The sequence below is a fragment of the Synechococcus sp. NOUM97013 genome (genome assembly GCF_014279815.1).
Taxonomy (GTDB): domain Bacteria; phylum Cyanobacteriota; class Cyanobacteriia; order PCC-6307; family Cyanobiaceae; genus Synechococcus_C.
The window spans coordinates 2,007,408-2,031,354 of the sequence record NZ_CP047941.1; the positions used below are offsets into that span (position 1 = coordinate 2,007,408).

The 23,947-nt window shown below is 60.5% G+C and carries 22 protein-coding genes, 1 tRNA gene and 1 pseudogene; 16 read left to right on the forward strand and 8 right to left on the reverse strand.

Annotated elements, in window-relative coordinates:
- Nucleotides 1-37 precede the first annotated feature (37 nt).
- The 3 genes from rpoB to rpsT all read right to left on the reverse strand — a co-directional run bounded on the left by rpoB (nucleotide 38) and on the right by rpsT (nucleotide 4,763).
- Nucleotides 38-3,331: a DNA-directed RNA polymerase subunit beta gene (gene rpoB / locus SynNOUM97013_RS10980; RefSeq protein WP_186479827.1), complete on the reverse strand. Its 3,294-nt coding sequence runs from the start codon at nucleotides 3,329-3,331 to the stop codon at nucleotides 38-40.
- Nucleotides 3,332-3,598: 267 nt separating this feature from the next.
- On the reverse strand, nucleotides 3,599-4,384 hold the full coding sequence (locus tag SynNOUM97013_RS10985; RefSeq protein WP_186479828.1) for a TatD family hydrolase: 786 nt from the start codon (nucleotides 4,382-4,384) through the stop codon (nucleotides 3,599-3,601).
- A gap of 73 nt (nucleotides 4,385-4,457) precedes the next feature.
- Nucleotides 4,458-4,763 carry a 30S ribosomal protein S20 gene (gene rpsT, locus SynNOUM97013_RS10990; RefSeq protein WP_186481596.1) on the reverse strand — a complete coding sequence of 102 codons (306 nt, stop codon included), beginning with the start codon at nucleotides 4,761-4,763 and terminating at the stop codon, nucleotides 4,458-4,460.
- Nucleotides 4,764-4,871: 108 nt separating this feature from the next.
- Between rpsT and hisD the strand changes: the two genes are divergently transcribed.
- The gene (gene hisD, locus SynNOUM97013_RS10995; RefSeq protein ID WP_186479829.1) at nucleotides 4,872-6,194 is read left to right on the forward strand and encodes a histidinol dehydrogenase; all 1,323 of its coding nucleotides are present in this window, start codon (nucleotides 4,872-4,874) and stop codon (nucleotides 6,192-6,194) included.
- A 2-nt stretch (nucleotides 6,195-6,196) separates the two neighbouring features.
- Here the strand turns inward: hisD and rpiA are convergent, their stop codons facing one another.
- Together rpiA and SynNOUM97013_RS11005 are read right to left on the reverse strand one after the other, a co-directional pair.
- Complete coding sequence (gene rpiA, locus SynNOUM97013_RS11000) at nucleotides 6,197-6,913, reverse strand: ribose-5-phosphate isomerase RpiA (protein WP_186479830.1); 717 nt, start codon at nucleotides 6,911-6,913, stop codon at nucleotides 6,197-6,199.
- 37 nt (nucleotides 6,914-6,950) lie between these two features.
- Complete coding sequence (locus SynNOUM97013_RS11005; RefSeq protein ID WP_255443102.1) at nucleotides 6,951-8,021, reverse strand: trypsin-like peptidase domain-containing protein; 1,071 nt, start codon at nucleotides 8,019-8,021, stop codon at nucleotides 6,951-6,953.
- Nucleotides 8,022-8,244: 223 nt separating this feature from the next.
- On the opposite strand from SynNOUM97013_RS11005, the gene SynNOUM97013_RS11010 reads away from it, so the two are divergent.
- The 9 genes from SynNOUM97013_RS11010 (at nucleotide 8,245) to SynNOUM97013_RS13870 (ending at nucleotide 18,193) form a co-directional block, all read left to right on the forward strand.
- Nucleotides 8,245-8,511, forward strand: coding sequence for a hypothetical protein (locus SynNOUM97013_RS11010; protein WP_186479831.1), 267 nt, complete (start codon nucleotides 8,245-8,247; stop codon nucleotides 8,509-8,511).
- A gap of 98 nt (nucleotides 8,512-8,609) precedes the next feature.
- The gene (grrP, locus tag SynNOUM97013_RS11015) at nucleotides 8,610-9,521 is read left to right on the forward strand and encodes an extracellular substrate binding-like orphan protein GrrP (protein WP_186479832.1); all 912 of its coding nucleotides are present in this window, start codon (nucleotides 8,610-8,612) and stop codon (nucleotides 9,519-9,521) included.
- Between the two features lie 33 nt (nucleotides 9,522-9,554).
- Nucleotides 9,555-9,875, forward strand: a complete 321-nt coding sequence (gene grrA, locus SynNOUM97013_RS11020) for a GrrA/OscA1 family cyclophane-containing rSAM-modified RiPP (RefSeq protein ID WP_186479833.1) — start codon at nucleotides 9,555-9,557, stop codon at nucleotides 9,873-9,875.
- Nucleotides 9,872-11,017 (forward strand): cyclophane-forming radical SAM/SPASM peptide maturase GrrM/OscB, encoded by a 1,146-nt coding sequence (grrM, locus tag SynNOUM97013_RS11025; protein WP_186479834.1) that lies wholly within the window; start codon nucleotides 9,872-9,874, stop codon nucleotides 11,015-11,017. Before grrA ends, grrM begins: the two co-directional genes overlap by 4 nt.
- A gap of 157 nt (nucleotides 11,018-11,174) precedes the next feature.
- A complete protein-coding gene (rimP, locus tag SynNOUM97013_RS11030) occupies nucleotides 11,175-11,642 on the forward strand; it encodes a ribosome maturation factor RimP (RefSeq protein ID WP_186479835.1) in 468 nt (155 codons plus the stop codon).
- Nucleotides 11,643-11,698: 56 nt separating this feature from the next.
- Nucleotides 11,699-13,174: a transcription termination factor NusA gene (nusA, locus tag SynNOUM97013_RS11035; RefSeq protein WP_186479836.1), complete on the forward strand. Its 1,476-nt coding sequence runs from the start codon at nucleotides 11,699-11,701 to the stop codon at nucleotides 13,172-13,174.
- Nucleotides 13,171-13,452, forward strand: a complete 282-nt coding sequence (locus tag SynNOUM97013_RS11040; protein WP_186479837.1) for a YlxR family protein — start codon at nucleotides 13,171-13,173, stop codon at nucleotides 13,450-13,452. Before nusA ends, SynNOUM97013_RS11040 begins: the two co-directional genes overlap by 4 nt.
- A 62-nt stretch (nucleotides 13,453-13,514) precedes the next feature.
- Nucleotides 13,515-16,901, forward strand: coding sequence for a translation initiation factor IF-2 (gene infB / locus SynNOUM97013_RS11045; RefSeq protein WP_186479838.1), 3,387 nt, complete (start codon nucleotides 13,515-13,517; stop codon nucleotides 16,899-16,901).
- Nucleotides 16,901-18,193 carry a low-complexity tail membrane protein gene (locus SynNOUM97013_RS13870; protein WP_370586423.1) on the forward strand — a complete coding sequence of 431 codons (1,293 nt, stop codon included), beginning with the start codon at nucleotides 16,901-16,903 and terminating at the stop codon, nucleotides 18,191-18,193. Before infB ends, SynNOUM97013_RS13870 begins: the two co-directional genes overlap by 1 nt.
- Here SynNOUM97013_RS13870 and SynNOUM97013_RS11055 read toward each other — a convergent pair.
- A pseudogene (locus SynNOUM97013_RS11055) lies at nucleotides 18,137-18,322 on the reverse strand (DUF3493 domain-containing protein); the annotation flags it as partial. The gene SynNOUM97013_RS13870 and the pseudogene SynNOUM97013_RS11055 sit on opposite strands and share 57 nt — an antisense overlap.
- A 40-nt stretch (nucleotides 18,323-18,362) precedes the next feature.
- On the opposite strand from SynNOUM97013_RS11055, the gene SynNOUM97013_RS11060 reads away from it, so the two are divergent.
- Both SynNOUM97013_RS11060 and SynNOUM97013_RS11065 read left to right on the forward strand, forming a co-directional pair.
- Nucleotides 18,363-18,435: transfer RNA gene (locus SynNOUM97013_RS11060), tRNA-Thr, on the forward strand.
- A 72-nt stretch (nucleotides 18,436-18,507) separates the two neighbouring features.
- The gene (locus SynNOUM97013_RS11065; protein ID WP_186479839.1) at nucleotides 18,508-19,728 is read left to right on the forward strand and encodes a DUF389 domain-containing protein; all 1,221 of its coding nucleotides are present in this window, start codon (nucleotides 18,508-18,510) and stop codon (nucleotides 19,726-19,728) included.
- A gap of 495 nt (nucleotides 19,729-20,223) precedes the next feature.
- Here SynNOUM97013_RS11065 and psbA read toward each other — a convergent pair whose 3' ends face one another.
- Complete coding sequence (psbA, locus tag SynNOUM97013_RS11070) at nucleotides 20,224-21,303, reverse strand: photosystem II q(b) protein (protein ID WP_006040880.1); 1,080 nt, start codon at nucleotides 21,301-21,303, stop codon at nucleotides 20,224-20,226.
- 193 nt (nucleotides 21,304-21,496) lie between these two features.
- Between psbA and SynNOUM97013_RS11075 the strand changes: the two genes are divergently transcribed.
- The 4 genes from SynNOUM97013_RS11075 to SynNOUM97013_RS11090 all read left to right on the forward strand — a co-directional run bounded on the left by SynNOUM97013_RS11075 (nucleotide 21,497) and on the right by SynNOUM97013_RS11090 (nucleotide 22,987).
- Complete coding sequence (locus SynNOUM97013_RS11075; RefSeq protein WP_186481671.1) at nucleotides 21,497-21,649, forward strand: hypothetical protein; 153 nt, start codon at nucleotides 21,497-21,499, stop codon at nucleotides 21,647-21,649.
- A 40-nt stretch (nucleotides 21,650-21,689) separates the two neighbouring features.
- Nucleotides 21,690-22,037 carry a hypothetical protein gene (locus SynNOUM97013_RS11080; protein WP_186479840.1) on the forward strand — a complete coding sequence of 116 codons (348 nt, stop codon included), beginning with the start codon at nucleotides 21,690-21,692 and terminating at the stop codon, nucleotides 22,035-22,037.
- Between the two features lie 125 nt (nucleotides 22,038-22,162).
- A complete protein-coding gene (locus tag SynNOUM97013_RS11085; protein WP_255442759.1) occupies nucleotides 22,163-22,522 on the forward strand; it encodes a hypothetical protein in 360 nt (119 codons plus the stop codon).
- Between the two features lie 96 nt (nucleotides 22,523-22,618).
- Complete coding sequence (locus SynNOUM97013_RS11090; RefSeq protein ID WP_186479841.1) at nucleotides 22,619-22,987, forward strand: hypothetical protein; 369 nt, start codon at nucleotides 22,619-22,621, stop codon at nucleotides 22,985-22,987.
- Here SynNOUM97013_RS11090 and SynNOUM97013_RS11095 read toward each other — a convergent pair.
- Nucleotides 22,984-23,913, reverse strand: coding sequence for an aspartoacylase (locus SynNOUM97013_RS11095; RefSeq protein WP_186479842.1), 930 nt, complete (start codon nucleotides 23,911-23,913; stop codon nucleotides 22,984-22,986). The genes SynNOUM97013_RS11090 and SynNOUM97013_RS11095 overlap by 4 nt on opposite strands.
- Between the last annotated feature and the right edge of the window lie 34 nt (nucleotides 23,914-23,947).

Consider the following 23,947-nt stretch of genomic DNA (forward strand, 5'->3'; position numbering starts at 1 on the left):
GAAGGAGGAGCGGTTTGTCGGTTCGTTCGTTGGTCCGTCAGTCCTCGTCGTAATCCGCGACGCCGAGGGATTCGTAGGTGGGCCTGCTGGGGGTACTGCGACGGGGGTTCACGTCCTGCATCAGGTCCACTTCCTTGCCTTCGTCGGTGAACACAGCGATGTCGAGACCCAGGGACTGCAGCTCGCGCATCAACACCTTGAAGGATTCCGGCGTGCCAGGACGTGGAATCGGCTTGCCTTTGACGATCGCGTTGAGAGCTTCGTTACGACCCTGCATGTCATCGGACTTGACCGTGAGCAGTTCCTGAAGGGTGTAAGCGGCGCCGTAGGCCTCCAGTGCCCAAACCTCCATCTCACCCAGACGCTGACCGCCTTGCTGGGCTTTACCGCCAAGAGGCTGCTGGGTGACCAGGGAGTAGGGGCCCGTGGAACGGGCGTGGATCTTGTCGTCGACCAGGTGCACCAGTTTGAGGAAGTGGGAGTAACCCACCGCCACCGGTTGGTCGAAGGGCTCGCCGGAGCGGCCATCGATCAGCTGCAGCTTGCCGGGGTCGTCAGGGTTGTAGATCCAGTCTTTGCCAGGCTGCTTGGCCGCTTCCTTGAGGTAGGCCTCAACGGTCTGCTGCGACTTCTCGGCGCCGTACATCTCGTCGAAGGGAACCACCTTGACGCGGCAATCGAGGTTGGCGGCAGCCCAGCCCATCAGCAGCTCGAACACCTGACCGACATTCATCCGGCTCGGAACACCCAGGGGGTTGAGCACGATGTCGACGGGGGTGCCGTCGGGCAGGTACGGCATGTCCTCCCGGGGAAGGATGCGACTGATGATGCCCTTGTTGCCGTGACGGCCGGCCATCTTGTCGCCGACCTGAATTTTGCGACGTTGGGCCACATAGACGCGCACCACCATGTTTGCACCGGGGGGCAGCTCGTCACCCTGCTCCCGGGTATAGATCCGCACATCGACGACACGGCCGCGTTCGGTGCTGGGAACGCGCAGGGAGTTGTCACGCACATCGCGAGCCTTCTCACCGAAGATCGCTCGCAGCAGCTTCTCTTCGGGCGGCTGGTCCGACTCACCCTTGGGCGTCACTTTGCCCACAAGGATGTCGCCGCTTTCCACGAAAGCGCCGATCCGAATGATGCCCATCTCATCCAAGTTGCCGAGGCTCTCCTCCGCAACGTTGGGAATCTCGCGGGTGATCTCTTCAGGGCCGAGCTTGGTCTGACGTGCTTCGATCTCGTACTTCTCGATGTGCACCGAGGTGTAGAGGTCATCATTGACCAGACGCTCACTCACGAGGATGGCGTCCTCGTAGTTGTATCCCTCCCAGGGCATGTAAGCGATCAGAACGTTCTGACCGAGAGCAATCTCACCGCCTTCACAGGCCGAGCCATCGGCAAGCACCTGTCCAACGATCACACGGTCGCCCTGACGGACGATCGGACGCTGGTTCAGGCAGGTGTCCTGGTTGGAGCGCTGGTACTTCTGGAGGAAATGGTTGTGATCGTTGCCGTCGTCGTCCTGCACCACGATCGCCGTGGCATCGACAAAGGTGACGGTGCCATTGACCCGTGAGATCGGCACCATGCCGGAGTCGCGCGCCACCTGCGTTTCAAGCCCGGTTCCCACCAAGGGGCGCTCGGGGCGCAGCAGAGGCACAGCCTGACGCTGCATGTTGGAACCCATCAGCGCCCGGTTGGCGTCGTCGTGCTCCAGGAAGGGAATCAGAGAGGTTGCAACGGAGATCACCTGAACCGGTGAGAGCTGCACATAATCCACCTGCTCAGGGGGAACCTTCTCGAAATCCTGGCGGTAGCGGACGGGAATCAGATCGGCAAGGATCGAGCCGTCACTGTCAGTGGCCACGTCACCGGGGGCGACACGGCATTCATCCTCCAAATCAGCCGAGAGGTAGATCGGATCACCTTCTTTCAGGACCCGTCCGTTCTCAACTTTCCAGAACGGGGTCTCAATGAAGCCGTACTCATTCACCCGAGCGTGCGTGGCCAGGGAGTTGATCAGACCGGCGTTCGGCCCCTCAGGCGTCTCAATCGGGCAGAGACGTCCGTAGTGGGAGGGGTGGATGTCACGAACGGCGAAACCGGCACGCTCGCGGGTCAGACCTCCAGGGCCGAGAGCCGAGATGCGTCGCTTGTGCGTGAGCTCAGCCAGAGGATTGGTCTGGTCCATGAACTGACTCAGCTGGCTGGAGCCGAAGAACTCCTTGATGGCCGCCACCAGGGGTTTGGGGTTCACCAGCTGCGCAGGGGTGAGTGAATCGGTTTCACCCACGGTCATCCGCTCTTTGATGATGCGCTCGAGACGGTTCAGACCAACCCGGACCTGGTTCTGCAGCAATTCACCCACCGAGCGCACACGCCGGTTACCGAGGTGATCGATGTCATCCAAGCTGGCGCCACCGACGTCCAGTTCCAGATTGATCAGGTAATCCAGGGTGGAGAGCACATCCTCATGGGTGAGGGTGCGCACCGAATCAGGGATGGTGAGACGCAGCTTCTTGTTGATCTTGTAGCGGCCAACGCGACCGAGGTCGTAGCGCTTGGGATCGAAGAAGCGGGTTTGCAGCAGTTGCTGACCGCCGCTGACAGAAGGGGGTTCACCGGGACGCAGCTTCTTGTAAAGCTCGAGAAGCGCCTGATCCTCGGAACTGATGCCCTCATCATTGGCGGCATCGATCGACTTTTTGTAGTACTCCGGGTGACGGAGTTTGTCGATCACATCGTTGTCAGACAGACCCATCGCGCGCATGAGCACGTGGGCATTGATCTTGCGAGTTTTATCAACACGAACGTGCAGCAAATCGTTCTTGTCGGTTTCAAACTTCAGCCAGGCTCCGCGGTTGGGAATCACGCTGGCGTTGTAGGTGCGACGACCGTTCTTGTCCATTTCATCTTTGAAATAGACACCCGGACTGCGAACGATCTGGTTGACGATCACACGCTCAGCACCGTTGATGATGAACGTCCCCCGTTCGGTCATCAGCGGAAGCTCACCAATGAAGACCTCCTGCTCCTTGATTTCGCCGGTTTCCTTGTTGACCAGACGGCAGGTCACATACATCTGTGACGCGAAAGTGGCATCACGACGCTTGGCTTCTTCAACGTCGTGGCGCGGACGCTTCAGTCGGTACTCGCTACCGACGAAGTGCAATTCGAGCTTGCCGGTGTAATCGGTGATCGGGGAGAAGCTCTCAAGCTCCTCGATCAGACCTTTCTCCAAGAACCACTTGAAACTGGCACGCTGAACCTCCACCAGATCGGGCAGATAGGTGGCGGTCTTGGCGACCTGAATCGCGCTGCTGCTCATGCGGAGACCTGCAGGTATCAGAGGGGACAGAGGGGCCTGAAGTAGGCAGCGGTTCAGACTCGAAACTGGCAACCAACACAACGGTGGTCATCCCCACGGGGAGGGACAACCACCGTGATCACTGGCTTCAGAAGACTCGGGTCAGAACAGCTGACGTCGTCAATGCACCGGACGGTAATGGACGCTTCGGGAGCCCAAGCACAGAAAACCGTGCCTGGCCAGGCCAATAAATCATCTTACACTTTCGCGCATGATGGCATGACTTACTCAAGGAAGGCCAAAGAGTCGACGGGCATTTGCCGTGGTGTCTTCCGCCACCCGCTCCAGAGGCTGCTCTCTTAACTCGGCCACACGCGCTGCGACCGAAGCCACAAACGCCGGCTCGTTGCGTTTTCCCCGACGTGGGACGGGGGCCAGAAACGGACAGTCCGTCTCGACCAGAAAGCGGTCTTGGGGAACTTGCCGGGCGCAGTCATGCGTTGGCGTGGCCTTGGGGAAGGTCACAGTGCCACTGAAACTGATGAAGAAACCCAGCTCCAGAAATTGATGCATCTCCTCGGGTGTCCCACCCCAGCAGTGCATCACACCCCGCGGGCAACACCCCTGCTCTTGACGCCGACGCAGTTCCTTCAACATCGGATCGGCTGCATCACGGCAGTGAATGATCACCGGGAGATCGAGCTCAACCGCGAGATCCAGTTGAGGCCGAAGCACCGCGAGCTGTTCATCCAGATTCTTGTCGCGGAAGAGATCCAGTCCCAGTTCACCGATGGCCACAACACGGTCATCCGCCTGAGCTGCCTGCCGCAGGACCTCGAGTGTGTCCTCACGCCAGTGCTCAGTATCCAGGGGATGCACCCCTACCGAGTAACGCATTTCCGGAAACTGATCGGCAAGAGCGCGTATCGCCGGAATTTCGCCGGGCTCGACACAGGCATGCAGCAACGACTGAACGCCGGCTTCTCGCCAGCGGGCTGCGACCTCGTCAAGGTCCTCTTCGAAATTGCGGAAGACGATGTGACAGTGACTGTCAATCAATGCCGGAGTGGCCATTGGATCCTGAAACGCGCCTTCAGGATCCATTCTGCAGGGACGGGCCGTGGCCCTGTCCTCAAAGCGACTTGAATCAGCCGGCGGTCGGAGCCGGATCGATGGCCTTCTTCACCGCCACTGTGAGACGTGCCTTCTGGTGGGCACCGGAGTTGCGATGCAGAACGCCACGCTTGACAGCCTTGTCGATTTTGCTGAAGGCTGCATTCAGGCTGGACTGAACCGTGGCCTTGGCTTCGTCGCCAGGGGTGGCGGTGTAGGCATCACAAGCACTGAAGCAGCGCTTCATAAGAGTGCGCATGGCGGACTTGTAGGCCTTGTTCTGGAGGCGGTTGCGCTCAGCGATCTCGACGCGCTTCTTCGATGACTTGTTATTGGCCACAGAGCCGGATTTCAGATCGACAATCCGCAACCATAACGCAGACCCCTCCCTAGGACCATGCAGCCACCCAGTGGGCCCTAGCGTGCATAAACCTGACCCTGGGAGTTGATGAGCACCCTGAGCACTGATCCAATCAAGTCCGGACTGCCCAGGTGTCTTCACAACGCAGCCGAAGCTGAACAGCAGCTCGACCTCATCTCCAGACGCACCACTGGAGCAACCCAGCGGGATGCGACCGCCACCGTTGAATCGATCCTCGAACAGGTGCGCAACGACGGTGATTCGGCACTAATGGCGCTCACAGAGCAGTTCGATGGTTTCAAGCCTGATCCTCTCCAGATCTCCCCCACAGAGCTGAGTCAGGCCTGGGATCAGACTCCCACCAACCTGAGAGATGCCCTGGAGCTGGCGCACCGCCGCATCCAGGATTTTCACCAACGCCAGAAACCCCAGGATCTCGACGTGAAGGGGGTTCACGGAGAGCAGCTCGGTCGCCGCTGGCGGCCGGTACAGGCCGCGGGCCTGTATGTCCCAGGTGGACGGGCGTCCTACCCCAGCACCGTGCTGATGAACGCCGTGCCCGCCAAGGCAGCCGGAGTCGAGCGCGTGGTGATGGTCACCCCCGCAAGCTCCGACGGAAACGTGAACAGAACGGTCCTGGCAGCCGCCCACCTCGCCGGCGTTCGAGAGGTTTACAGAGTGGGCGGGGCCCAGGCCGTGGCAGCCCTGGCCTTCGGCACGCAGACCATTCCCCGGGTCGACGTGATCAGTGGTCCAGGAAATCTGTACGTCACTCTGGCCAAAAAGCTGGTCTACGGCCAAGTCGGCATCGACTCGCTCGCAGGCCCCAGTGAAGTGCTGGTGATCGCCGATGCCTCGGCCTCCGTGACCCAAGTGGCCTCAGACCTGCTGGCGCAGGCAGAGCATGACCCTCTGGCTGCTGCGATTTTGCTCACCACATCGCAGGCCCTGGCCGACGCCCTGCCGGCGGAGCTGGATCGTCAGCTCGCAGAGCATCCACGCGAACCGATCTGTCGTCAGTCGCTGAGCGCGTGGGGCCTGGTGGTGGTCTGCGACAACCTTGAAGAATGCGCCTGCCTGAGCGATCGCTTCGCTCCTGAACATCTGGAACTCTTGGTCGAACGCCCCCGGATGCTGGCCGACCGCATCCAACAGGCCGGCGCTATTTTCATTGGCCCCTGGAGTCCTGAAGCGGTCGGCGATTACCTGGCAGGCCCCAACCACACACTTCCCACCTGTGGGTCAGCCCGCTACAGCGGCGCCTTGAGCGTGGAGACCTTCATGCGCCATACCTCGATGATCGAGTTCAGCAGGGAGGCACTGGAAGCAACAGGAGGCGCTGTGATGGAGCTGGCTGGCAGCGAAGGGCTGCACAGCCACGCCAATTCCGTCCGCGTGCGCCTGAACTGAGCTCAACCAGCCTTCTCGAGGCTGCGGACACCGGCGACACCATCGCTGACTTCACCGACCAGCACCTCATCGGCGAGGTTGACGAATAGGCCGTTCTCAAGCACCCCGGGAATGTTGTTGATCTCCCGTTCCAACGCCACAGGATCAGCGATGCCACCGTTGAAGCGCACATCCAGCACGAGATTGCCCTGGTCCGTCACCACAGGGCCCGCCTTGCGTTGCGCCATGCGCAGCTCAGCTGCACCATCCATGCCGGTCAACTGCTGCTGAACCTGACGCCAGGCTCCTGGCAACACCTCAACCGGCAGCAGGAAACCGAGGTTGAGACGGTCCACCAACTTGGTGGAATCCACCACGACGATGAAACGATCGGCGCGGGCCGCCACCAGCTTTTCCTGCACATGACAGGCACCGCCACCCTTGATCAGCTGAAAAGCGGGATCGACTTCATCCGCACCGTCAATGGCCAGATCGATCCGGTCAACTGCATTGAGGCTCAACAGGGGAATCCCCAGCTCTGCAGCCAGCACCTCACCTTGAAAGGACGTGGTCACCCCAACAATGTCCTTGAGCTTCCCTGAAGCCAGTCGTTGACCCAGGCCCTGAATCATCAGAGCAGCCGTCGAACCGGACCCCAGACCGACAATCATGCCGTCCCGGAACTGTTCGACCGCCGCCTCAGCGACGGCCTGCTTCATCTGGTTCTGAAGATCTGACATCACGCAGGATTAATCCGGCGCGACCGTAGCAAGGGTTTCAGCTGAACCCAGGCAGCGGCTCAGGCTCCACTGAAAGCTGCAGATCTTTCTGGCCACGAATGATCTGGAGCGGCAACGGCTGATGGAGCTCGGCCTGATCCACCTGCTGGAGGAGCGTCTGGGGGTCGGAAACCGTCACTTCGCCAGCCTTCACTACTAAGTCACCCCGACGCAGCCCGGCGCGCTGGGCAGGACTGTCAGGCAGAACCGACTGGACCAACGCACCGGAACGCTCCGGCAGTTCCACCAACGCATTGGGGTCGCTGTTGTGCTCTCTGGCGATTCGTGCCGTGAGGGGCACCAGCTGCAAGCCAAGGTAAGGGTGCACCACTTCACCGGCCAGCTGCAGCTGATCGGCCACGCGCCTCGCGAGGTTGATGGGGATTGCAAAGCCAAGTCCGGCGCCGGGGCCAGAACGCACAAGAGTGTTGATCCCGATCACACGACCTTCGGCATTGACCAAGGGGCCGCCGGAATTGCCGGGATTGATGGCCGCATCCGTCTGGATGAGATCCAGTCGTTTGTCGTTGAAACCCAAACTGCTGATGTTGCGATGCAGGCTGCTGACAATGCCCAGCGTGACGGTTCGCTCGAGGCCATAAGGAGTGCCCAGAGCAATGGCCCAGTCACCCACATCCAAGGCATCGGAATCACCCAGACGGGCCGGCTTGGGGGGAGCCTCGCCCTTGAGACGGACCAGCGCCAGATCCGTGATTGGGTCACGGCCGACCACCACCCCATCGCGCTGCTCGCCATCGGCAAGAGTGACGCCGACATTCTCCACTTGCTCCACCACATGAGCGTTGGTGAGCACAAGGCCATCTCGGTCGATGATCACGCCTGACCCTTGTCCCCGTTGACGCTCGGGGCCATAGCCCGGCTCCCCAAGCAAGTCTCGTAACAGAGGATCGATCAGATTGGGATCAAAGGGTTGTCGCTCCACGACGCGTTCGGTGTCGATGCGAACGACCGCGGGAGCCACATTGCGGACGGCATCGGCCACAAAACTGTGAGGTCCGGGGGCTGTTGCGGACGCCGCCTCCACAGGGGACACCACGGTCAGCACGATCGCTGACCACGCTGCTAACCAGCGAACAATCAACGAAGGGAACGTCGGACCTTGAGTCACAGGTGCAGGCGCATGCTCTCAACTCACGCTAGGGCTGCCCTTCGGTGATAAGTGGCACAGAACATCACCTCGTCAGCACCACCGTTCGGTTGCACCCCAACTGTGATGAGGCGCATGGGCTGGGATTCACGCACTAACGTCCGCGCACCATCTCCCTGCGTCGATGAGCCTTGCCACTGATCAACACGAGCGTTGCCCTCTCTGTGACGTGGAGATCCAGGGACAAGGGGGCCCATCCGATCAGGTGATCTTCAGCCGCGGCACCCCCGGCAGCCGAAGCAAACTCTGGGCCCGGGTGTGTCAATACCTCAAGAGCGATGGGCAGCGCAGCCAATGCATCAACCAGAACCCCGAACTGCGTGGAGACTGTCGTCCTGGAGACGGCTTTGAGGAAATCGACGCCATTCAGATCGGCAACAGCACGCCCTGACCCTGATCCGGATTGGGCAGGTTTTGTCCTGACGCGCGTGGCCGCTTTCCAGTGGCGTGTCTAGACGTAGCGAAACCCGATCTGACGGTGTTCTCACCATGCGCCTGATCAAGACGGCCGCAACAGGCCTGATCGCTCTGTCTTCAATTGCCCTGGTTGCCTGCCAGAAAGAAGCCTCGAGCCCAACCCCTGCCGCCACGTCATCCAGCGTCTACGACACCGGCAAATTGCGTGCTGTGGTGATCGGCAATGCTCTGCCGATGGTCGAAAAAAATGGCGACAGCTACGACGGATTGTCCTTCGTGGTTCTGGATGCGATTCGGGACCAGATCAATGTGTCGCCTTTGAAAAAGGACAAGGACGTCGCCATCGAACCCGTGGCCGTGAGCTCACCCAAAGAAGGGCTCGACAAAATTCGTTCCGGCGATGCTGACATCGCCTGCGGTGTTGACTTCAGTTGGCAGCGTCAGCGCACCCTCAACTACACCCTTCCGTTCGCGATGGGTGGCGTCAGAGTGCTTGCACCAGCCGGGAACGACGGCACTCCCGAAAGCCTGAACGGCAAGACGGTGGGTGTGGTGAAGGACACCACTGCCTCCTCAGTGCTGGCGTCATCGGTGGACGATGCAACCTTCAAGTTCTTCGACAGCCCAGGCGAAGCTCTGGCCGCCATGAAGGATGGCAGCATTGAGTTTCTGGGCGGAAACACCCTCTGGCTGAGAGCCAACCAGTCTGCAACCGCGCCGGATTCAGCTCTAGTGCCGACCTTGCCTTACGCCCGTTCGAGCATCGCCTGTGTGGTGGCCGACACCACGCCGAAGCTGTTGAACATCAGCAACCTGGCCATCGGTCGCCTGCTCTCTTCCTACATCAACGACAACACCGAAGTGCGCTCAGCCATCAACCAATGGGTCGGCAAGGGAAGCACCGTTGGACTGACCGATGACCAGATCGGCAGTTTCTTCACGATCGTGCTGTCCACAGCGGCTGAATTCTCCAAGCAGTCCTGATTTCGTCTTCGTCAGATTTCCGCATCTTCAACCATGAACAAGACCAGTCTTCTCAGCCTCGCCGCCGTTCTGGCCACGAGTGCTGCCCTCTGCGAATCCGCGCAGGCCGCCGTACACAGCGCGCCTGATCTCGGCAACACGCTCGAACAGCGCATCGAGCGCATGAGCCCCGAGGCCTGGGCCGTTCTGGAGCAACACGGCATTGCTGGCGACGAGACCATTGCCCGGGCCTGGGGCAACGGCAATGGTCGCGCCTGGGGCAACGGTGGACGTCGTTTTGCCAACGGCGGCGGCTTCCGCAACGGCGGCGGCGGCTTCGCCAACGGATACCGCGGCGGGTTTGCCAATTGGTGAACCATTCCGATTACGGCCCGATCGGGCTGCTGGTGATCCAGTCGACGTCGCTCTGCAATCTCGACTGCAGCTACTGCTACCTGCCGGATCGCCAGCGCAGGAACATCTTCGACCTTGAGCAGCAGCTCCCTCTGCTGCTCAATCGGATTTATGAAAGTCCGTTCTGGGGTCCACACCTGTCAATCCTCTGGCACGCCGGTGAACCGCTGACCCTGCCCACCGACTTTTACGACCGCGCGACATCACTGCTTCGCCAACAAACGTCGGAGCTCCAAGATCAGGGCGTTGTGATTGAACAGCATGTTCAAACCAATGCCACATTGATCAATGATGATTGGTGTGACTGTTTCGAACGCAACGACATTGTTGTGGGCGTCAGCGTGGACGGTCCGGAGGACATCCACGACAGCCATCGCCGCTTCCGCAACGGCAAGGGGTCCCATGCCATGACCATGCGTGGCATCCGCAAGTTGCGCGACCGGGGCATTCCGGTTCATGCCATCTCGGTTCTGACGGCCGACGCCTTGGAACAACCGGAGCGGATGTATGCCTTCTTCCGGGATGAGGGCATCCTGCACGTCGGTTTCAATGTGGAAGAGCAGGAAGGGGTCAATCTCAGTTCCTCCATGCAAGGCGAGGAGAAAGAACTGCGTTACAAAGCCTTCCTCGAAAAATTCTGGGCCTGCAATCAAAGGGATGGATTTCCCGTCAAGGTGCGTGAATTTGAACAGGTGATGGGGATGATCGCAGGCGGTCAGCGTTTGCGCCAGAACGAGATGAATCGGCCTTATTCCATTCTGAGCGTGGACGCCAAGGGCAACTTCTCCACCTTTGACCCAGAACTTCTCTCCGTCGAAACAGAGCGATACGGATTGTTCAATTTGGGTAACATCCGCGATCTCTCGCTGATCGAAGCGACGAAAAGCGACGTCTTCCAGACATTGCTCAAGGATATGAATTCCGGGATGGAGCGATGCAAACAGGAGTGTGACTACTACGGCTTCTGCGGAGGAGGAACTGGCAGCAACAAATACTGGGAGCACGGCAGCCTGGATGCCAGCGAAACCTGTGCCTGCCGCTTTTCAAGTCAAATCCCCGTGGATGTCCTCCTGGAAAAGCTTGAAACCGCAGCTGGAGCCTGAACCTTTCCAGGGCAACTGCCATCACACCTTGATGGCGGATCGGCGTGGGTTCCGTCATCCCGTACATTGATTTGAGGCCCGTTGAGTTCCTCTCTTCGGGAGGGTGATCACTGCATCAACCATCGGGCCGAAGCCCGAGACCACCCTCGAATCTTCCTTGCCTCATCCTCTTCTGCCGGATCTGACGTCCCTGGCATCGGCCACAGCCGAGCGCCATGGATTTGAGATGGTCAGCGTCCAGGTGCTCACCCACCTTCAGCCGATGACGCTGCAGATCCAGATCCGCCGCAGCAATGGTGCCGATGTCTCCCTGGACGACTGCGCAGGCTTCAGCGCCCCGATGGGTGAAGCCATTGAAGGGTCCTCCCTGCTCACGGAGGCGTATGTTCTGGAAATCAGCAGTCCCGGCATCGGAGACCGTCTCCAGTCGGACAGGGACTTTCAGACCTTTCGGAGCTACCCAGTGGACGTTGTCTACACAGACGGCGACGGTCACGAGCAACGTCAGTCAGGGACACTGCTGGAGCGCACCGCAGATCATGTTCAGATCAATATGCGCGGCCGGGTTAAACGCATCCCACGGGATTCAGTGATCAGCGTCGAACTCACCAGCCCCACCGGCTGAACTGATCGCAATCACCGCTCAGATACTCCACCTCTTCCCCTCCTCTCGCGCTCGCCATGGCACTCGTTCTTCTTCCTGGCCTCACCAACCTGATCGATGACATCAGCGAGGAGAAAAAACTCCCTCCTCAGGTTGTGGAAGCTGCTCTGAGGGAAGCCCTGCTCAAGGGATATGAGCGTTACCGCCGAACGCTCTACCTGGGAATCGGCGAAGACCCGTTTGATGAGGAGTATTTCAGCAACTTCGATGTTGCCCTCGACCTGGACGAAGAGGGTTACCGGGTGCTGGCCAGCAAGATCATTGTTGAAGAGGTGGAAAGCGAGGACCACCAGATTGCGCTGGCTGAGGTGATGCAGGTGGCGGAGGATGCCCAGGCCGGTGACACCGTTGTTCTCGACGTCACCCCGGAAAAAGAGGATTTCGGTCGGATGGCAGCGGCCACCACCAAGCAGGTGCTGGCCCAGAAGCTGCGGGATCAGCAGCGGCGAATGATCCAGGAAGAATTCGCCGATCTGGAAGATCCCGTTCTGACGGCGCGGGTGATCCGCTTCGAACGCCAGTCCGTGATCATGGCTGTGAGTTCAGGACTCGGACGTCCCGAAGTGGAAGCTGAACTGCCGCGTCGCGACCAGCTCCCCAACGACAACTACCGCGCCAACGCGACATTCAAGGTGTTCCTCAAAGAGGTCAGCGAGGTTCCACGGCGTGGCCCCCAGCTGTTTGTGAGTCGGGCCAATGCCGGCTTGGTGGTGTATCTCTTCGAAAACGAAGTCCCCGAAATTCAGGAGGGATCCGTCCGCATCGTGGCGGTGGCGAGTGAAGCCAATCCTCCCTCGCGCTCGGTGGGTCCTCGCACCAAGGTCGCTGTCGACAGCATTGAACGCGAGGTCGACCCCGTGGGCGCCTGCATCGGTGCGCGTGGTTCACGCATCCAGCAGGTTGTGAACGAACTGCGCGGCGAAAAAATCGACGTGATCCGCTGGTCACAGGACCCAGCGCAATACATCGCCAACTCCCTCAGTCCGGCGCGCGTCGACGTGGTGAGGCTTGTCGATCCCGTCGGTCAGCATGCCCACGTGCTGGTTCCACCGGATCAGCTGAGTCTGGCCATCGGTCGTGAAGGTCAGAATGTTCGTTTGGCAGCCCGTCTGACCGGCTGGAAGATCGACATCAAGAACTCCACCGAATACGACCAGGCCTCGGAAGATGCGGTGGTCTCGGAATTGATTGCCCAGCGCGAACAGGAAGAAGCACTCCAACGCGAAGCCGAGGAACGTCTGGCTGCTGAACAGGCTGCACGCGCCGAAGAGGATGCGCGTCTCCGCGAGTTGTATCCGCTCCCGGAAGATGAAGAGGACTACGGAGCCGAGGAGCAGACCGCGATTGACGAAGCCGATGCCTACGACGAGCAGGCTCAGGCGGAGGCAACAGCCGAGACCGCTCTCGAAACCGATGCTGACGGCGCATCTGGTGATGACACAGTTAACGAAGAGATGACGGAAGAAGACACAACCGAGGAAGGAGCCCGGTGAACGACGCTCGCCCCGTCCTGCGTCGTTGTGTCGCCTGCCGCGAGCTGCTGGATCGCAGCCTGCTCTGGCGGGTCATCCGAGACCATCGGGACGGGGTTCTCCTGGATCAGGGCATGGGTCGTTCGGCCTACCTCTGTCCACAGGAGAGCTGTCTTGAGGAAGCACAGCGCCGCAAACGCCTGCAGAAAGCCCTGCGATGCCAGGTGCCTGACAGCGTGCTTGAGGTGCTGAGAGAGCGACTGAAACCCGACACGGGATCAGACGCTGAGGCAAGATGAACACTGGCACCACCATGTGTGGCGCCCCGAGCACCTCGTGCGCGGACCGACCGGAGACCTGAATGACCAGCAGCGGCAAAGTCAGAATCTATGAGCTGTCCAAGGACCTGGGCCTGGACAACAAAGACGTGCTGGATGCCGCTGAGAAGCTGTCCATTGCGGCAAAGAGCCACAGCAGCTCGATCAGCGAATCCGAGGCAGGCAAGATCCGCTCCCTGCTCAAGAGTGGCGGTGGATCCAAAGCGGCTCCAGCGCCGGCCAAACCTGCTCCTGGCAAAGCCATCCTGTCGGTGAAGAAAGCGGCCGACACCCCTGCAGCAGCTCCGGCGAAGCCAACACAGCCACGGCCCGTTGCTGACAAACCCGTCGCAGCGCCAGCCGCTCCCAACCGGGCCACGGCTCAGAAGCCTCCGGCACGTCCCCCGGCGCCTGCCAAGCCAGCTGCCCCACAGGCCGCAGCTCCCCCGAAGACAGCCCCGCAGAAGCCGGTGGCTCGCCAGCAGACGATTGTTCGTCAGCAGCCGGCACAAAAGCCGGTTGAGCGCCGTACTGCTGCTCCACAGCAACCCACCCCACGACCAACCGCTGCACCGACACCCAACCGGACCGCCAGTCGACCGACGGCTCCGCCGGCACGCCCCTCAGCACCCGCACCGGCAGCAAAACCACGCAGCACAGCTCCAATCCGCCGCGCACCCGCTGACGGTGCACGTCCTTCAGCACCACCGCCGACACGGCCCCAGCCCAAGTCACCGATCAACAGAACGGCGCCGCCTCCGCAACGGCCGGCCAAACCGGAATTGGTGGGACGCCCTCAGCCGAAACGCCAAGGCGCACCTGCACGTCCGGGTGCTCCTGCGCGCCCTGGCGCACCCCGTCCTGTCCCAGCAGGTGGGCAGCGCCCGGGAGCCCCTCAGCGGCCTGCCGGTGCTCAGAGACCCGGAGCACCCTCACGTCCCGGCTCTCCGGCGGGACGCCCCGGAGCCGGACGACCCGGCAGCACCCTTGAGCTGGTCGGGAAACCCATCCGCCGTGATGGCAGCGGCAACCGTGGCGATGCAGGCCGGCCAGGCGCTGGACAGCGCGGCGGCGCTGGCGTCAATCGCTCAGCCATGCCACCAGGCATGCGCAAACCGGTTGCGCCGGGTGAGCTCATGCAGCTGCAGAAGCCCACAGGCCGTCCTGCGGTTCCTCCACCGCGTCGTCCTGATGGAACTCCCGTCAGCCCCCGTGGTGATGGCCCCAAGGCCACACCCCCTGTTTCTCGGCCCAACCCTCCGTCTCCGGCCACCGCGCCGCGACGGCCTGGATTCCGTCCAGGTGCAGGTCCTGGCGGCCAGCGCCGTCCCGGTCGGCCCGACTGGGATGACAGCGCCAAGCTGGAAGCGCTCCGCAACCGCTCGCCTCAGAAGCAGCGCCAGAAGGTTCACATCATCGGCGAGAACGATGATTCACTTGCAGCGCAAACCGGTGGTTTCGCTGGCGAACAGGAAAACATGGTGCTGTCGGCTAGCTTGGCTCGTCCTGCCAAGCCCAAGTCGCAGCAGAGAACCACACCGAAACCGGTGGCAGCGATGCGCAAGCGTCGCAAGGAAACGGCACGTCAACGGCAACGCCGCCGGGCCATGGAATTGCGAGCTGCACGCGAAGCCAAGCAGGTGCGGCCGGAAATGATCGTTGTGCCGGAGGACAACCTCACGGTGCAGGAGCTGGCCGACATGCTCAGCGTGGAGAGCTCAGAGATCATCAAATCCCTCTTCTTCAAAGGGATCATTGCCACGGTCACCCAGACCCTGGACATGCCCACGATCGAGACCGTGGCCGAAGAATTCGGTGTGCCTGTTCTGCAGGACGACGTGGAGGAGGCGGCCAAGAAGACCGTCGAGATGATCGAGGAAGCCGATCGCGAGCACCTGATCCGTCGCCCACCCGTGGTCACCGTGATGGGCCACGTTGACCACGGCAAAACCAGCCTGCTGGACGCGATCCGAAAAGCGCGCGTTGCCGCAGGCGAAGCCGGTGGCATCACCCAGCACATCGGTGCGTATCAGGTCGAAGTCGAGCACAACGACCAGGCCCGAAAGCTCACCTTCCTGGATACACCAGGCCACGAAGCCTTCACCGCCATGCGTGCCCGTGGCACCAAGGTCACGGACGTTGCCGTGCTGGTGGTGGCTGCCGATGACGGTGTCCGTCCTCAGACCTTGGAAGCCATCAGCCACGCCCGTGCGGCGGAAGTGCCGATCGTGGTGGCGATCAACAAGATCGATAAGGAAGGTGCCTCTCCAGACCGCGTCAAGCAGGAGCTCTCGGAGCAAAACCTGCTGGCCGAGGAGTGGGGCGGCGATGTGGTGATGGTGCCGGTGAGTGCCATCAAGGGCGAAAACATCGACAAGCTCCTGGAGATGCTTCTGCTCGTCACTGAAGTGGAAGACCTTCAGGCCAACCCGGATCGCATGGCCCGCGGCACCGTGATCGAGGCCCACCTCGATAAGGCCAAGGGACCAGTGGCAACGCTGTTGATTCAGAACGGCACCCTGCGCACCGGTGATGTGGTGGCTGCAGGCCCCGTGCTCGGCAAGGTTCGAGCCATGGTGGATGACGCAGGTCTGCGCCTCAAGGATGCCGGTCCGTCCTGTGCCGTGGAGGCGCTCGGTTTCAGCGAAGTCCCCACCGCCGGCGACGAGTTCGAGGTCTATGCGGATGAGAAATCGGCAAGGGCCGTGGTGGGCGATCGTGCCTCCGATGCGCGTGCCACACGACTGGCCCAGCAGATGGCATCTCGCAGGGTGTCGCTCACCGCGATGTCAGGCCAGGCCAATGAAGGAGAGCTCAAGGAGCTCAACCTCATTCTCAAAGCTGATGTTCAGGGCTCCGTGGAAGCCATCCTCGGATCACTGGAACAACTGCCGAAGGACGAGGTCCAAGTTCGTGTCCTGCTTTCCGCACCAGGAGAAATCACTGAAACCGACGTGGACTTGGCCGCTGCGTCAGGCGCCGTGATCATTGGCTTCAACACGTCCATGGCATCGGGGGCCAAAAAGGCCGCTGATGCCAATGGTGTCGACGTTCGCGATTACGACGTGATCTACAAGCTGCTGGAAGACATCCAGCTGGCGATGGAAGGTCTACTCGAACCAGAACTGGTGGAGGAAGCACTGGGCGAAGCCGAAGTCCGCGCCGTGTTCACCATCGGCAAGAGCGCTGTGGCGGGTTGCTATGTCACCACTGGCAAACTGCAGCGCAACTGCAAGGTGCGCGTGCATCGCGGCAAAGAGATCGTTTATGCAGGCGATCTCGACTCGCTGCGACGCAACAAGGACGACGTCAAAGAGGTGGCCACAGGCTTCGAATGCGGGGTGGGAACCGATCGTTTTGCCAACTGGCAAGACGGTGATCGCATCGAAGCGTTCAAGATGGTCACACAGCGTCGCACGCTCACCACCTGATGATCACGCGCCGAGAGCCACTGCTCTGGCTCCAGTTGATGGCGGTCGCCGTCATTCCCCTGGAGCTCGAGCTGCTCAGGCTTCTGCTTGCAGGACCTGCACTGGGTCCAGCACCCGCTCTCGAGCGCCTTCTGATCTGGGGACTTGCGGTCATCGGACCAGGACTCCTGTTATGGAGACGTCCTGCGGACTGGGGCTCCATGCTCCTGGTGCGTCTTCCCCTGGCTGGGCGCAGTTCTGATCAACGACGCATCAGCGCACTGCCTCAGACGCTTGCCATGAAAGTGGCTCTTGTCCTGGGCATGGGACTGCTGCTGTTTAGCTTCTGGAGCATCGACCGATCGGCCCTGCTGGTGACACAGATGTCACCGCTGGTCGACGGCAGCCGACTCACGGCTCTTCTGCTTGCAGGGCCCCTGCTCACCTTGATGCTCTGGCAGTGGCAACAGCTCAGTCAGGCGATCTGGCTTCTCACCCGCTCGGACCAGGCCTTTGAGAACCTTCAGCCGATGAGCGAGGCGGAACTGCGTGATCGCACCATGTCATTCGGGCTGAACGTTCTGCAGTTGTCGGCCCTCGAGTGGCCAACCCCCCAAACCCCTGCGACAGCATTAACCCCCCCCACATCTATCGACAGCGAAGAGCCTACGGCTGATGCCAGTGAGGCAGCAGCACCGGAACTCGCTGATACGGCGAAAGAGCCCGAAGCCGTAGACCCCGAAACGTCATCATCCGTCAGCGCCGAAGAAGATGAGCCCGCGTTGGACGCAAGCGACGATTCGAGCACCAGTTCTGAAGCGGCGGCTGAACCAGACAACGCCAAACAGGAACAATCCGAACCGGAAGAGCCTGAAACAGAGGAGACGGACACGGACGATACCGAACTAGACCCTGCCGTGCCGGAGATCTTGGACAGCGCCGAAGACGCTGACGCCGAAGACGAACCCCACGAAACATCAGCATCCGTCAGCACCGAAAAAGACGAGCCCGCGTTGGACGCAAGCGATGATTTGAGCACCAGTTCTGAAGCGGCGGCTGAACCGGACAACGCCAAACAGGACGAATCCGAACCGAAAGGGCCTGAAACAGAAGAGCCTGAAACAGACGCGGAGGCCACATCAGAACCCACAACCACCACTGACGATGCTGAGTCGGTGAAATCAGCTGTCTCTGGATCGATCAAACCAGAGGAGGGAACCACAGACGACGACGGCTCCGACTTGGATGGCGAGGTCACTGATAACGACTTGATCCCCGGCGGAGAGGCGGAACGTCATCACGAAGAGACCTAAGCCACCAGAAGCGAACAACGCCAGCCAGAGCAAGCGGCGCAGCCCTCTCCAGGGCGTCCGCGATTCTTCCAACAGCCTTTTGCGCAAAGCGGGATCCAAGCGCTGATCTCCACCAGGTCCGTCGTTCAAAAGGATTTTGCGGGACTTCGAATGTTAATTTCCTATGGACGCCGATGTAGCTCAGCTGGTAGAGCAACGCTTTCGTAAAGCGTGGGTCGCCTGTTCAAGTCAGGTCATCGGCTTGGAATGTTCCCTGCATTAGGGACGAGTCGCCAGGTCAGACAGACCAAATTGCACTGACCGTCTGACACTCCATGGACACGGACAACTTGTCCAGCAGGAAGCTCAAGCGACTGCATCACAGTCACATGCGTGACGCCGAGCTGAATGAGGTGTTTCTCGTGCTGAGCGTGGGGGCGAGTCTGATCGCCACGCTTGGACTGCTTGCCAACAGCACTGCTGTGGTGATCGGGGCGATGGTGGTCGCCCCCTGGATCACACCGCTGCGGGCCGCCGCTTTCGCGATCCTCTTAGGGGAAGTGCGTTTGTTGGGACGATCGCTCAGAACTCTGCTGGTGGGAGTGTCCACCACCACACTGCTCTCATTGATCCTGGGATTGGCAGCTCGTCTCCCCCAGTTCGGGACGGAAGTACTCACGAGAACCGCGCCCAACCTGCTCGACCTCGGCATCGCTCTCGTGGCTGGGGGGTTGGCGACCTACGCAAAATTGCGCAGTGACGCGGTGAGCTCCATGGCTGGAACAGCCATTGCCGTCGCCCTAGTGCCACCGATCTGTGTGATGGGTCTGCTGCTATCGCATCAGCGCTGGAGCGAGGCCTACGGAGCAGGTCTGCTCTTCACCACCAACCTGCTGGGGATCCTTACGGGGGGCTTGGTGCTCATGGCCTGGAAAGATCGGCAATTCCGTCATGTGCTGCGTCGTAGTCACCTGAGTGCAGCCAGCTTTCTGCTCACAGGCCTGCTGTTGATCCCTCTGGGGAGCAGCTTCGTGAGCCTGCTGGGACAAGCGAGGAAAGACAACACACGCGACATCGTGCAGGGGACCATCAAGCGCTTCCTGACCAGGGAAACCCTCACCTTCGGCGATCCAGAATCCGTTGATGTCGAGCGGGTGGATATTGCCTGGGATCAAAACCCACCGGTCATTCTTGTGGTTGTGCGTGTGGCTGATTCCAACCGTCCCACGTTCAAAGAAGTCTCGATGGTGCAGGAGGAAATCAACCGCCGCCAACCGATTCGCTTCAGGCTGTTGGTTCAACGCACCGCGGTGGATGTCGTTGGTCCCGAAGAAAAACCCAACGAAAACAGTCCTGAAGTGCGCCAACTGCTGAGTCCTCCACCTGTCATTGAAGCGCCTGCGGTGGAGCCAACATCTGCACGAACAGAGGAGGGGGCAAAGGGAAATGACGACTCACTCTCGATCCAAGACGCATCTGCATCCAAGCTTGGAGAGAAAGACCTCTCTGATCAGACCTTTCAACCTGCGCCAGACACCGAAAGCACACTTCCTTAAGACCTTGATTTAGGAGCAACACATCCCCCACCGATCCCTCTGCTTCACAGTCCGAAGAGCGACATGGTGACAGTCGAAGGATGGCGATCTCTTGATCGGGGCAGCTCGAGAGAAAAGCCTTGCCTCGAGGAGCCGCCAACACGAACAGCTTGCCAGGCGGCCTTCGCCCTTAAGAGAGCCGAAGCCACTCCAACGGCGATGCAGGCCTTGTGAAAACTGTCGTCAAGGCCTCCTCTCACCCTGCTGGATTGGTCAGCCGCCGATCAATCGATCTCCGAGAGAACGCTGAACCTCAACAGCTTCTCTGAGATGCAGACAGACCAGCTTCCAACAACCATTGTCGCGCCTGGTTTTGCTGAAGCACGTCGACGCCACACCCAGTGGCAGCGTCCTCAACGCGGTTAAGTCGTTCAATACCAACACACAACAAAAAGCCCCCTCGTGAGAGGGGGCTTTCCGATTCAACCGAAGCTGAATCTTTTTGAGACTTCAGCCTCAGCCGATGGCGGGAGCTTGCAGAGCCACAGGAGTGGACTCAGCAGCAGCCAGGTCGAGGGGGAAGTTGTGAGCGTTGCGCTCGTGCATCACTTCCATGCCGAGGTTGGCGCGGTTCAGCACATCAGCCCAGGTGTTCAGGACGCGGCCCTGACCATCAAGGATGGACTGGTTGAAGTTGAAACCGTTCAGGTTGAAAGCCATGGTGCTGACGCCCAGGGCAGTGAACCAGATGCCAACGACAGGCCAGGCAGCCAGGAAGAAGTGAAGGCTGCGGCTGTTGTTGAAGGAGGCGTATTGGAAGATCAGGCGACCGAAGTAACCGTGGGCAGCCACGATGTTGTAGGTCTCTTCCTCTTGGCCGAACTTGTAGCCGTAGTTCTGGGACTCGCTCTCGGTGGTTTCACGCACCAGGGAGGAGGTCACCAGGGAGCCGTGCATGGCGGAGAACAGGGATCCACCGAACACACCTGCGACGCCCATCATGTGGAAGGGGTGCATCAGGATGTTGTGCTCAGCCTGGAACACCAACATGAAGTTGAAGGTGCCAGAGATGCCCAGGGGCATGCCGTCAGAGAAAGAACCCTGACCGAAGGGGTACACCAGGAACACGGCGGAGGCAGCAGCCACGGGTGCGCTGTAAGCAACGCAGATCCAGGGGCGCATGCCGAGGCGGTAGGAGAGTTCCCACTCGCGGCCCATGTAGCAGAAGATGCCGATCAGGAAGTGGAAGACAACCAGCTGGTAAGGACCGCCGTTGTACAGCCACTCATCGAGAGAGGCAGCTTCCCAGATGGGATAGAAGTGAAGGCCGATGGCGTTCGAGGAGGGCACAACAGCACCAGAGATGATGTTGTTGCCGTAGATCAGGGAGCCAGCAACGGGCTCACGGATGCCGTCGATGTCGACGGGGGGTGCTGCGATGAACGCAACGATGAAACAGGTGGTGGCAGCCAGCAGGGTGGGGATCATCAGCACACCGAACCAGCCCACATACAGGCGGTTGTTGGTGGAGGTGACCCACTCGCAGAAGGACTGCCAGCCATTGGCGCCGGAGCGCTGCTGAATGGTGGTGGTCATGAGAACGGGAAAGAATGTCTCCGAGGAGACGGTTTATGGAAGGGCAGGAAGCCCTGCCAAGCCGGAGTGTAAAGCAACATTGCGGAACGTGTCCACAGCTTTATGAAGCTGATGTGAAGAACCGTTGAGCCGGCGCTCCGGCGGGCAGCAAAACAAGCGAAGCGCCTAAAGGATCACTTAAGATTCTCGGATCGTGTCTCGTGAGACGCCAGTGGTTTTGATTCGATGGTTAATCGCGGGCCAACGGCTTGAGGAGACCGTGCCAACCGAGCATGCGCGCCATCGCCGCCATGAGCTCGAAGCCCAGGGGGCTGTTGTGTATTGGAGCGAACGGCTGGCCGAATAGCGCGAAACGCCCAGACTGTTGAATATCGACAGCTGGGGTTATGCATCTCTTCAGAGCCTCCGTCACGAGATCTCTGGTGGTGGCCTCTCTTGTTCTGGTGACGGGCAGCTTGCTGGGAGCCTGTCAGCCGAAATCAAGCCCACCCTCGTCGCCGCAAAGCAAAGACGCTGAGATCAACAGCCTGCAGACACGACTCGACCAGCTGGAAGGACAGGTGAGAGCTCTGAGTCGTGGCGACGACGCCGGTGATCGTGTGCCTCCAGGCCCCATCCAATCGATCACGTTCCGCAGCGGCACTGCAGACGATCGCGTCAGGATCTACTGGGAAAGCGGCACCGTGAGCGATCTCCCATGCACCCTCGAACAGGGAACGTGGGCATGCGGATAAGTCACGCCTGGATCGAGATCGCCCCTCGCCCTCTCCAACAGTCAGATCCAGACATGCCTTGCCGGGCTCCATTGAACACACCATTAGGAAGAGAGGGCCAGGCTGAAGCGACCTCCCCCTTTTGCATGCTGCGACTGCTGACCGTGATCTCTGGCCTAGTGCTCACCATGGGCGCATCGCCACATGGGCTGGCAGAGCCCTCGATGCCCTTGGCACAACCCCAAGCCGCGAATTTGGCCCGGATGCGTGCGGAATCCCTCAATGGAGGACTTGATTCCTATCGCGCTGCAGGTTGCATGTACGAAACAGGTGCGCGCGCCTGTCTGGTGTCGAGCTCCAACGAGGGCTTCACCTTCCGATTCCGTGGCGGCGCGCCTGGGTGGGAACAGCAGTCACCACCTACGCCCAGCCTGGAGACCACAGTGCGCATCTCGAGAGATGGCACCAGGGTCCTGGCAGTTCCATACAACGGCCCGATCCAATGAGTCCTGTTGACAGGCCATCAACGATCTACGGACCACAACAGTTTTGTTGACAGAGACAGCAGCAATGTCTCCGATAGGAAGGTCTTCTTCAAGACCATGAACGTTTCCACCTTGACCGCTCTGGCTGTGATCGCCGGAACAGGATCCCTGGCCGTCACACCGCTAGTGGCCCAGGCAGCAGTGCCCGCTGCTCAGGTGCGTGCTCTCAACCTGGCTCGCAACACTGCCGTTACCGAAAACGGAGGACTGAGCGTGTATCGCCCCCAGCCATGCATGTTCCAGACCAGCTCCGGCGGTGGTGACTGCCTCGTGCAGAACGATCCAAGCGGTTACACCTTTCAGTTTCTGGGTGGAAGCCCTGGCTGGCCAGAGGACGGCAGTGATGCCACCACTGAAACCGAGATCCAGATCTCACCGGACGGCCGAACCGTCGACAGCATCATCTACAACGGCTCACCCCGCTAGGCCACACCCAGCAATGCTCTGAGTCCCTTGTCCCAGTCTGGAGACAAGGGCCAACATTCTCGTTGGGTGAGGCTGAAGGCGATCGCTTTCTCGGCATAGGCCGCCTCGTTGATAAAGACCGGTACAGCGCCATCAGGGCCCTCAAAGTTGATGGTGGTGCCATCGGCTGTGATGAACATCGGATCGCCCTTGCGCAAAGGGGCCCAGTCGCTGTTTTGAAATTGGGGATGGATAAGGGCAGATGCTCCGCCGTCATGCTCCCGCGGCAAATCCATGCTGCCGAGATGACGATGAACAACGAGCTGACCGGGGTAACGGGCTGAGCCGTCGATCACTGCGGCCAGCGCCGACAAACAAGCCTGAAGTCCAAGCCTGGTCTGTTCAACGATGTCGTGACGGCGAACGTTCTGTGGCACTGGGCCCACTTCAAGCACCAAGCCCAAGGGCCAGCGTTCCACCAGGAATCCCTGCTGGGCGGCGTCCGCTTCATGGAGATAAACGGGCAAGCCGAGTCGGGCCTGAACAAGAGCCGCCAGCGCCAAATCAGCTGGACGCCGTCCGTACACCACCATGCAGTTGCCCATGGCAGCGGTGGTGCTGTGCAGATCAAGGACGCAATCACAGGGGGTCTGGCCATGGGGTCCAAACGCCTCCAGCAGCGCCAGGGCACGGCGCATCTCCTGGTCCGCTTGTTCGGGGTTGTCTTTGGCGCACTCGAGGAGGTCCGGACGAAAGGAACGGTTGAGATCCCGGTCGCGATACCGACGCCCATCAGCTTGGGCACCGGGATTGCCGGTGATCGTCTCCACCTCGCAACCGCAGCTATCGATCAGAGCTGGATGACTGGCCCATTGCTCCAGCAACCAGGGGCCATTGATCTCATTGCCGTGGGTGCCCGCCACCACCAGCACTCGGGGCTTTGCCATCACAACGCTGCACTCGCCGTCAGCCTGGCGGACA

Coding starts and splice junctions, on each gene's coding strand:
- SynNOUM97013_RS11080 (WP_186479840.1), top strand. CDS start 21,690: ATGCATCTCTTCAGAGCCTCCGTCACGAGATCTCTGGTGGTGGCCTCT.
- SynNOUM97013_RS11010 (WP_186479831.1), top strand. CDS start 8,245: ATGAGCCTTGCCACTGATCAACACGAGCGTTGCCCTCTCTGTGACGTG.
- infB (WP_186479838.1), top strand. CDS start 13,515: ATGACCAGCAGCGGCAAAGTCAGAATCTATGAGCTGTCCAAGGACCTG.
- rpoB (WP_186479827.1), bottom strand. CDS start 3,331: ATGAGCAGCAGCGCGATTCAGGTCGCCAAGACCGCCACCTATCTGCCC.
- SynNOUM97013_RS13870 (WP_370586423.1), top strand. CDS start 16,901: ATGATCACGCGCCGAGAGCCACTGCTCTGGCTCCAGTTGATGGCGGTC.
- nusA (WP_186479836.1), top strand. CDS start 11,699: ATGGCACTCGTTCTTCTTCCTGGCCTCACCAACCTGATCGATGACATC.
- SynNOUM97013_RS11085 (WP_255442759.1), top strand. CDS start 22,163: ATGCTGCGACTGCTGACCGTGATCTCTGGCCTAGTGCTCACCATGGGC.
- grrA (WP_186479833.1), top strand. CDS start 9,555: ATGAACAAGACCAGTCTTCTCAGCCTCGCCGCCGTTCTGGCCACGAGT.
- hisD (WP_186479829.1), top strand. CDS start 4,872: ATGAGCACCCTGAGCACTGATCCAATCAAGTCCGGACTGCCCAGGTGT.
- SynNOUM97013_RS11090 (WP_186479841.1), top strand. CDS start 22,619: ATGAACGTTTCCACCTTGACCGCTCTGGCTGTGATCGCCGGAACAGGA.
- SynNOUM97013_RS10985 (WP_186479828.1), bottom strand. CDS start 4,384: ATGGCCACTCCGGCATTGATTGACAGTCACTGTCACATCGTCTTCCGC.
- SynNOUM97013_RS11065 (WP_186479839.1), top strand. CDS start 18,508: ATGGACACGGACAACTTGTCCAGCAGGAAGCTCAAGCGACTGCATCAC.
- SynNOUM97013_RS11095 (WP_186479842.1), bottom strand. CDS start 23,913: ATGGCAAAGCCCCGAGTGCTGGTGGTGGCGGGCACCCACGGCAATGAG.
- rpiA (WP_186479830.1), bottom strand. CDS start 6,913: ATGTCAGATCTTCAGAACCAGATGAAGCAGGCCGTCGCTGAGGCGGCG.
- psbA (WP_006040880.1), bottom strand. CDS start 21,303: ATGACCACCACCATTCAGCAGCGCTCCGGCGCCAATGGCTGGCAGTCC.
- grrP (WP_186479832.1), top strand. CDS start 8,610: ATGCGCCTGATCAAGACGGCCGCAACAGGCCTGATCGCTCTGTCTTCA.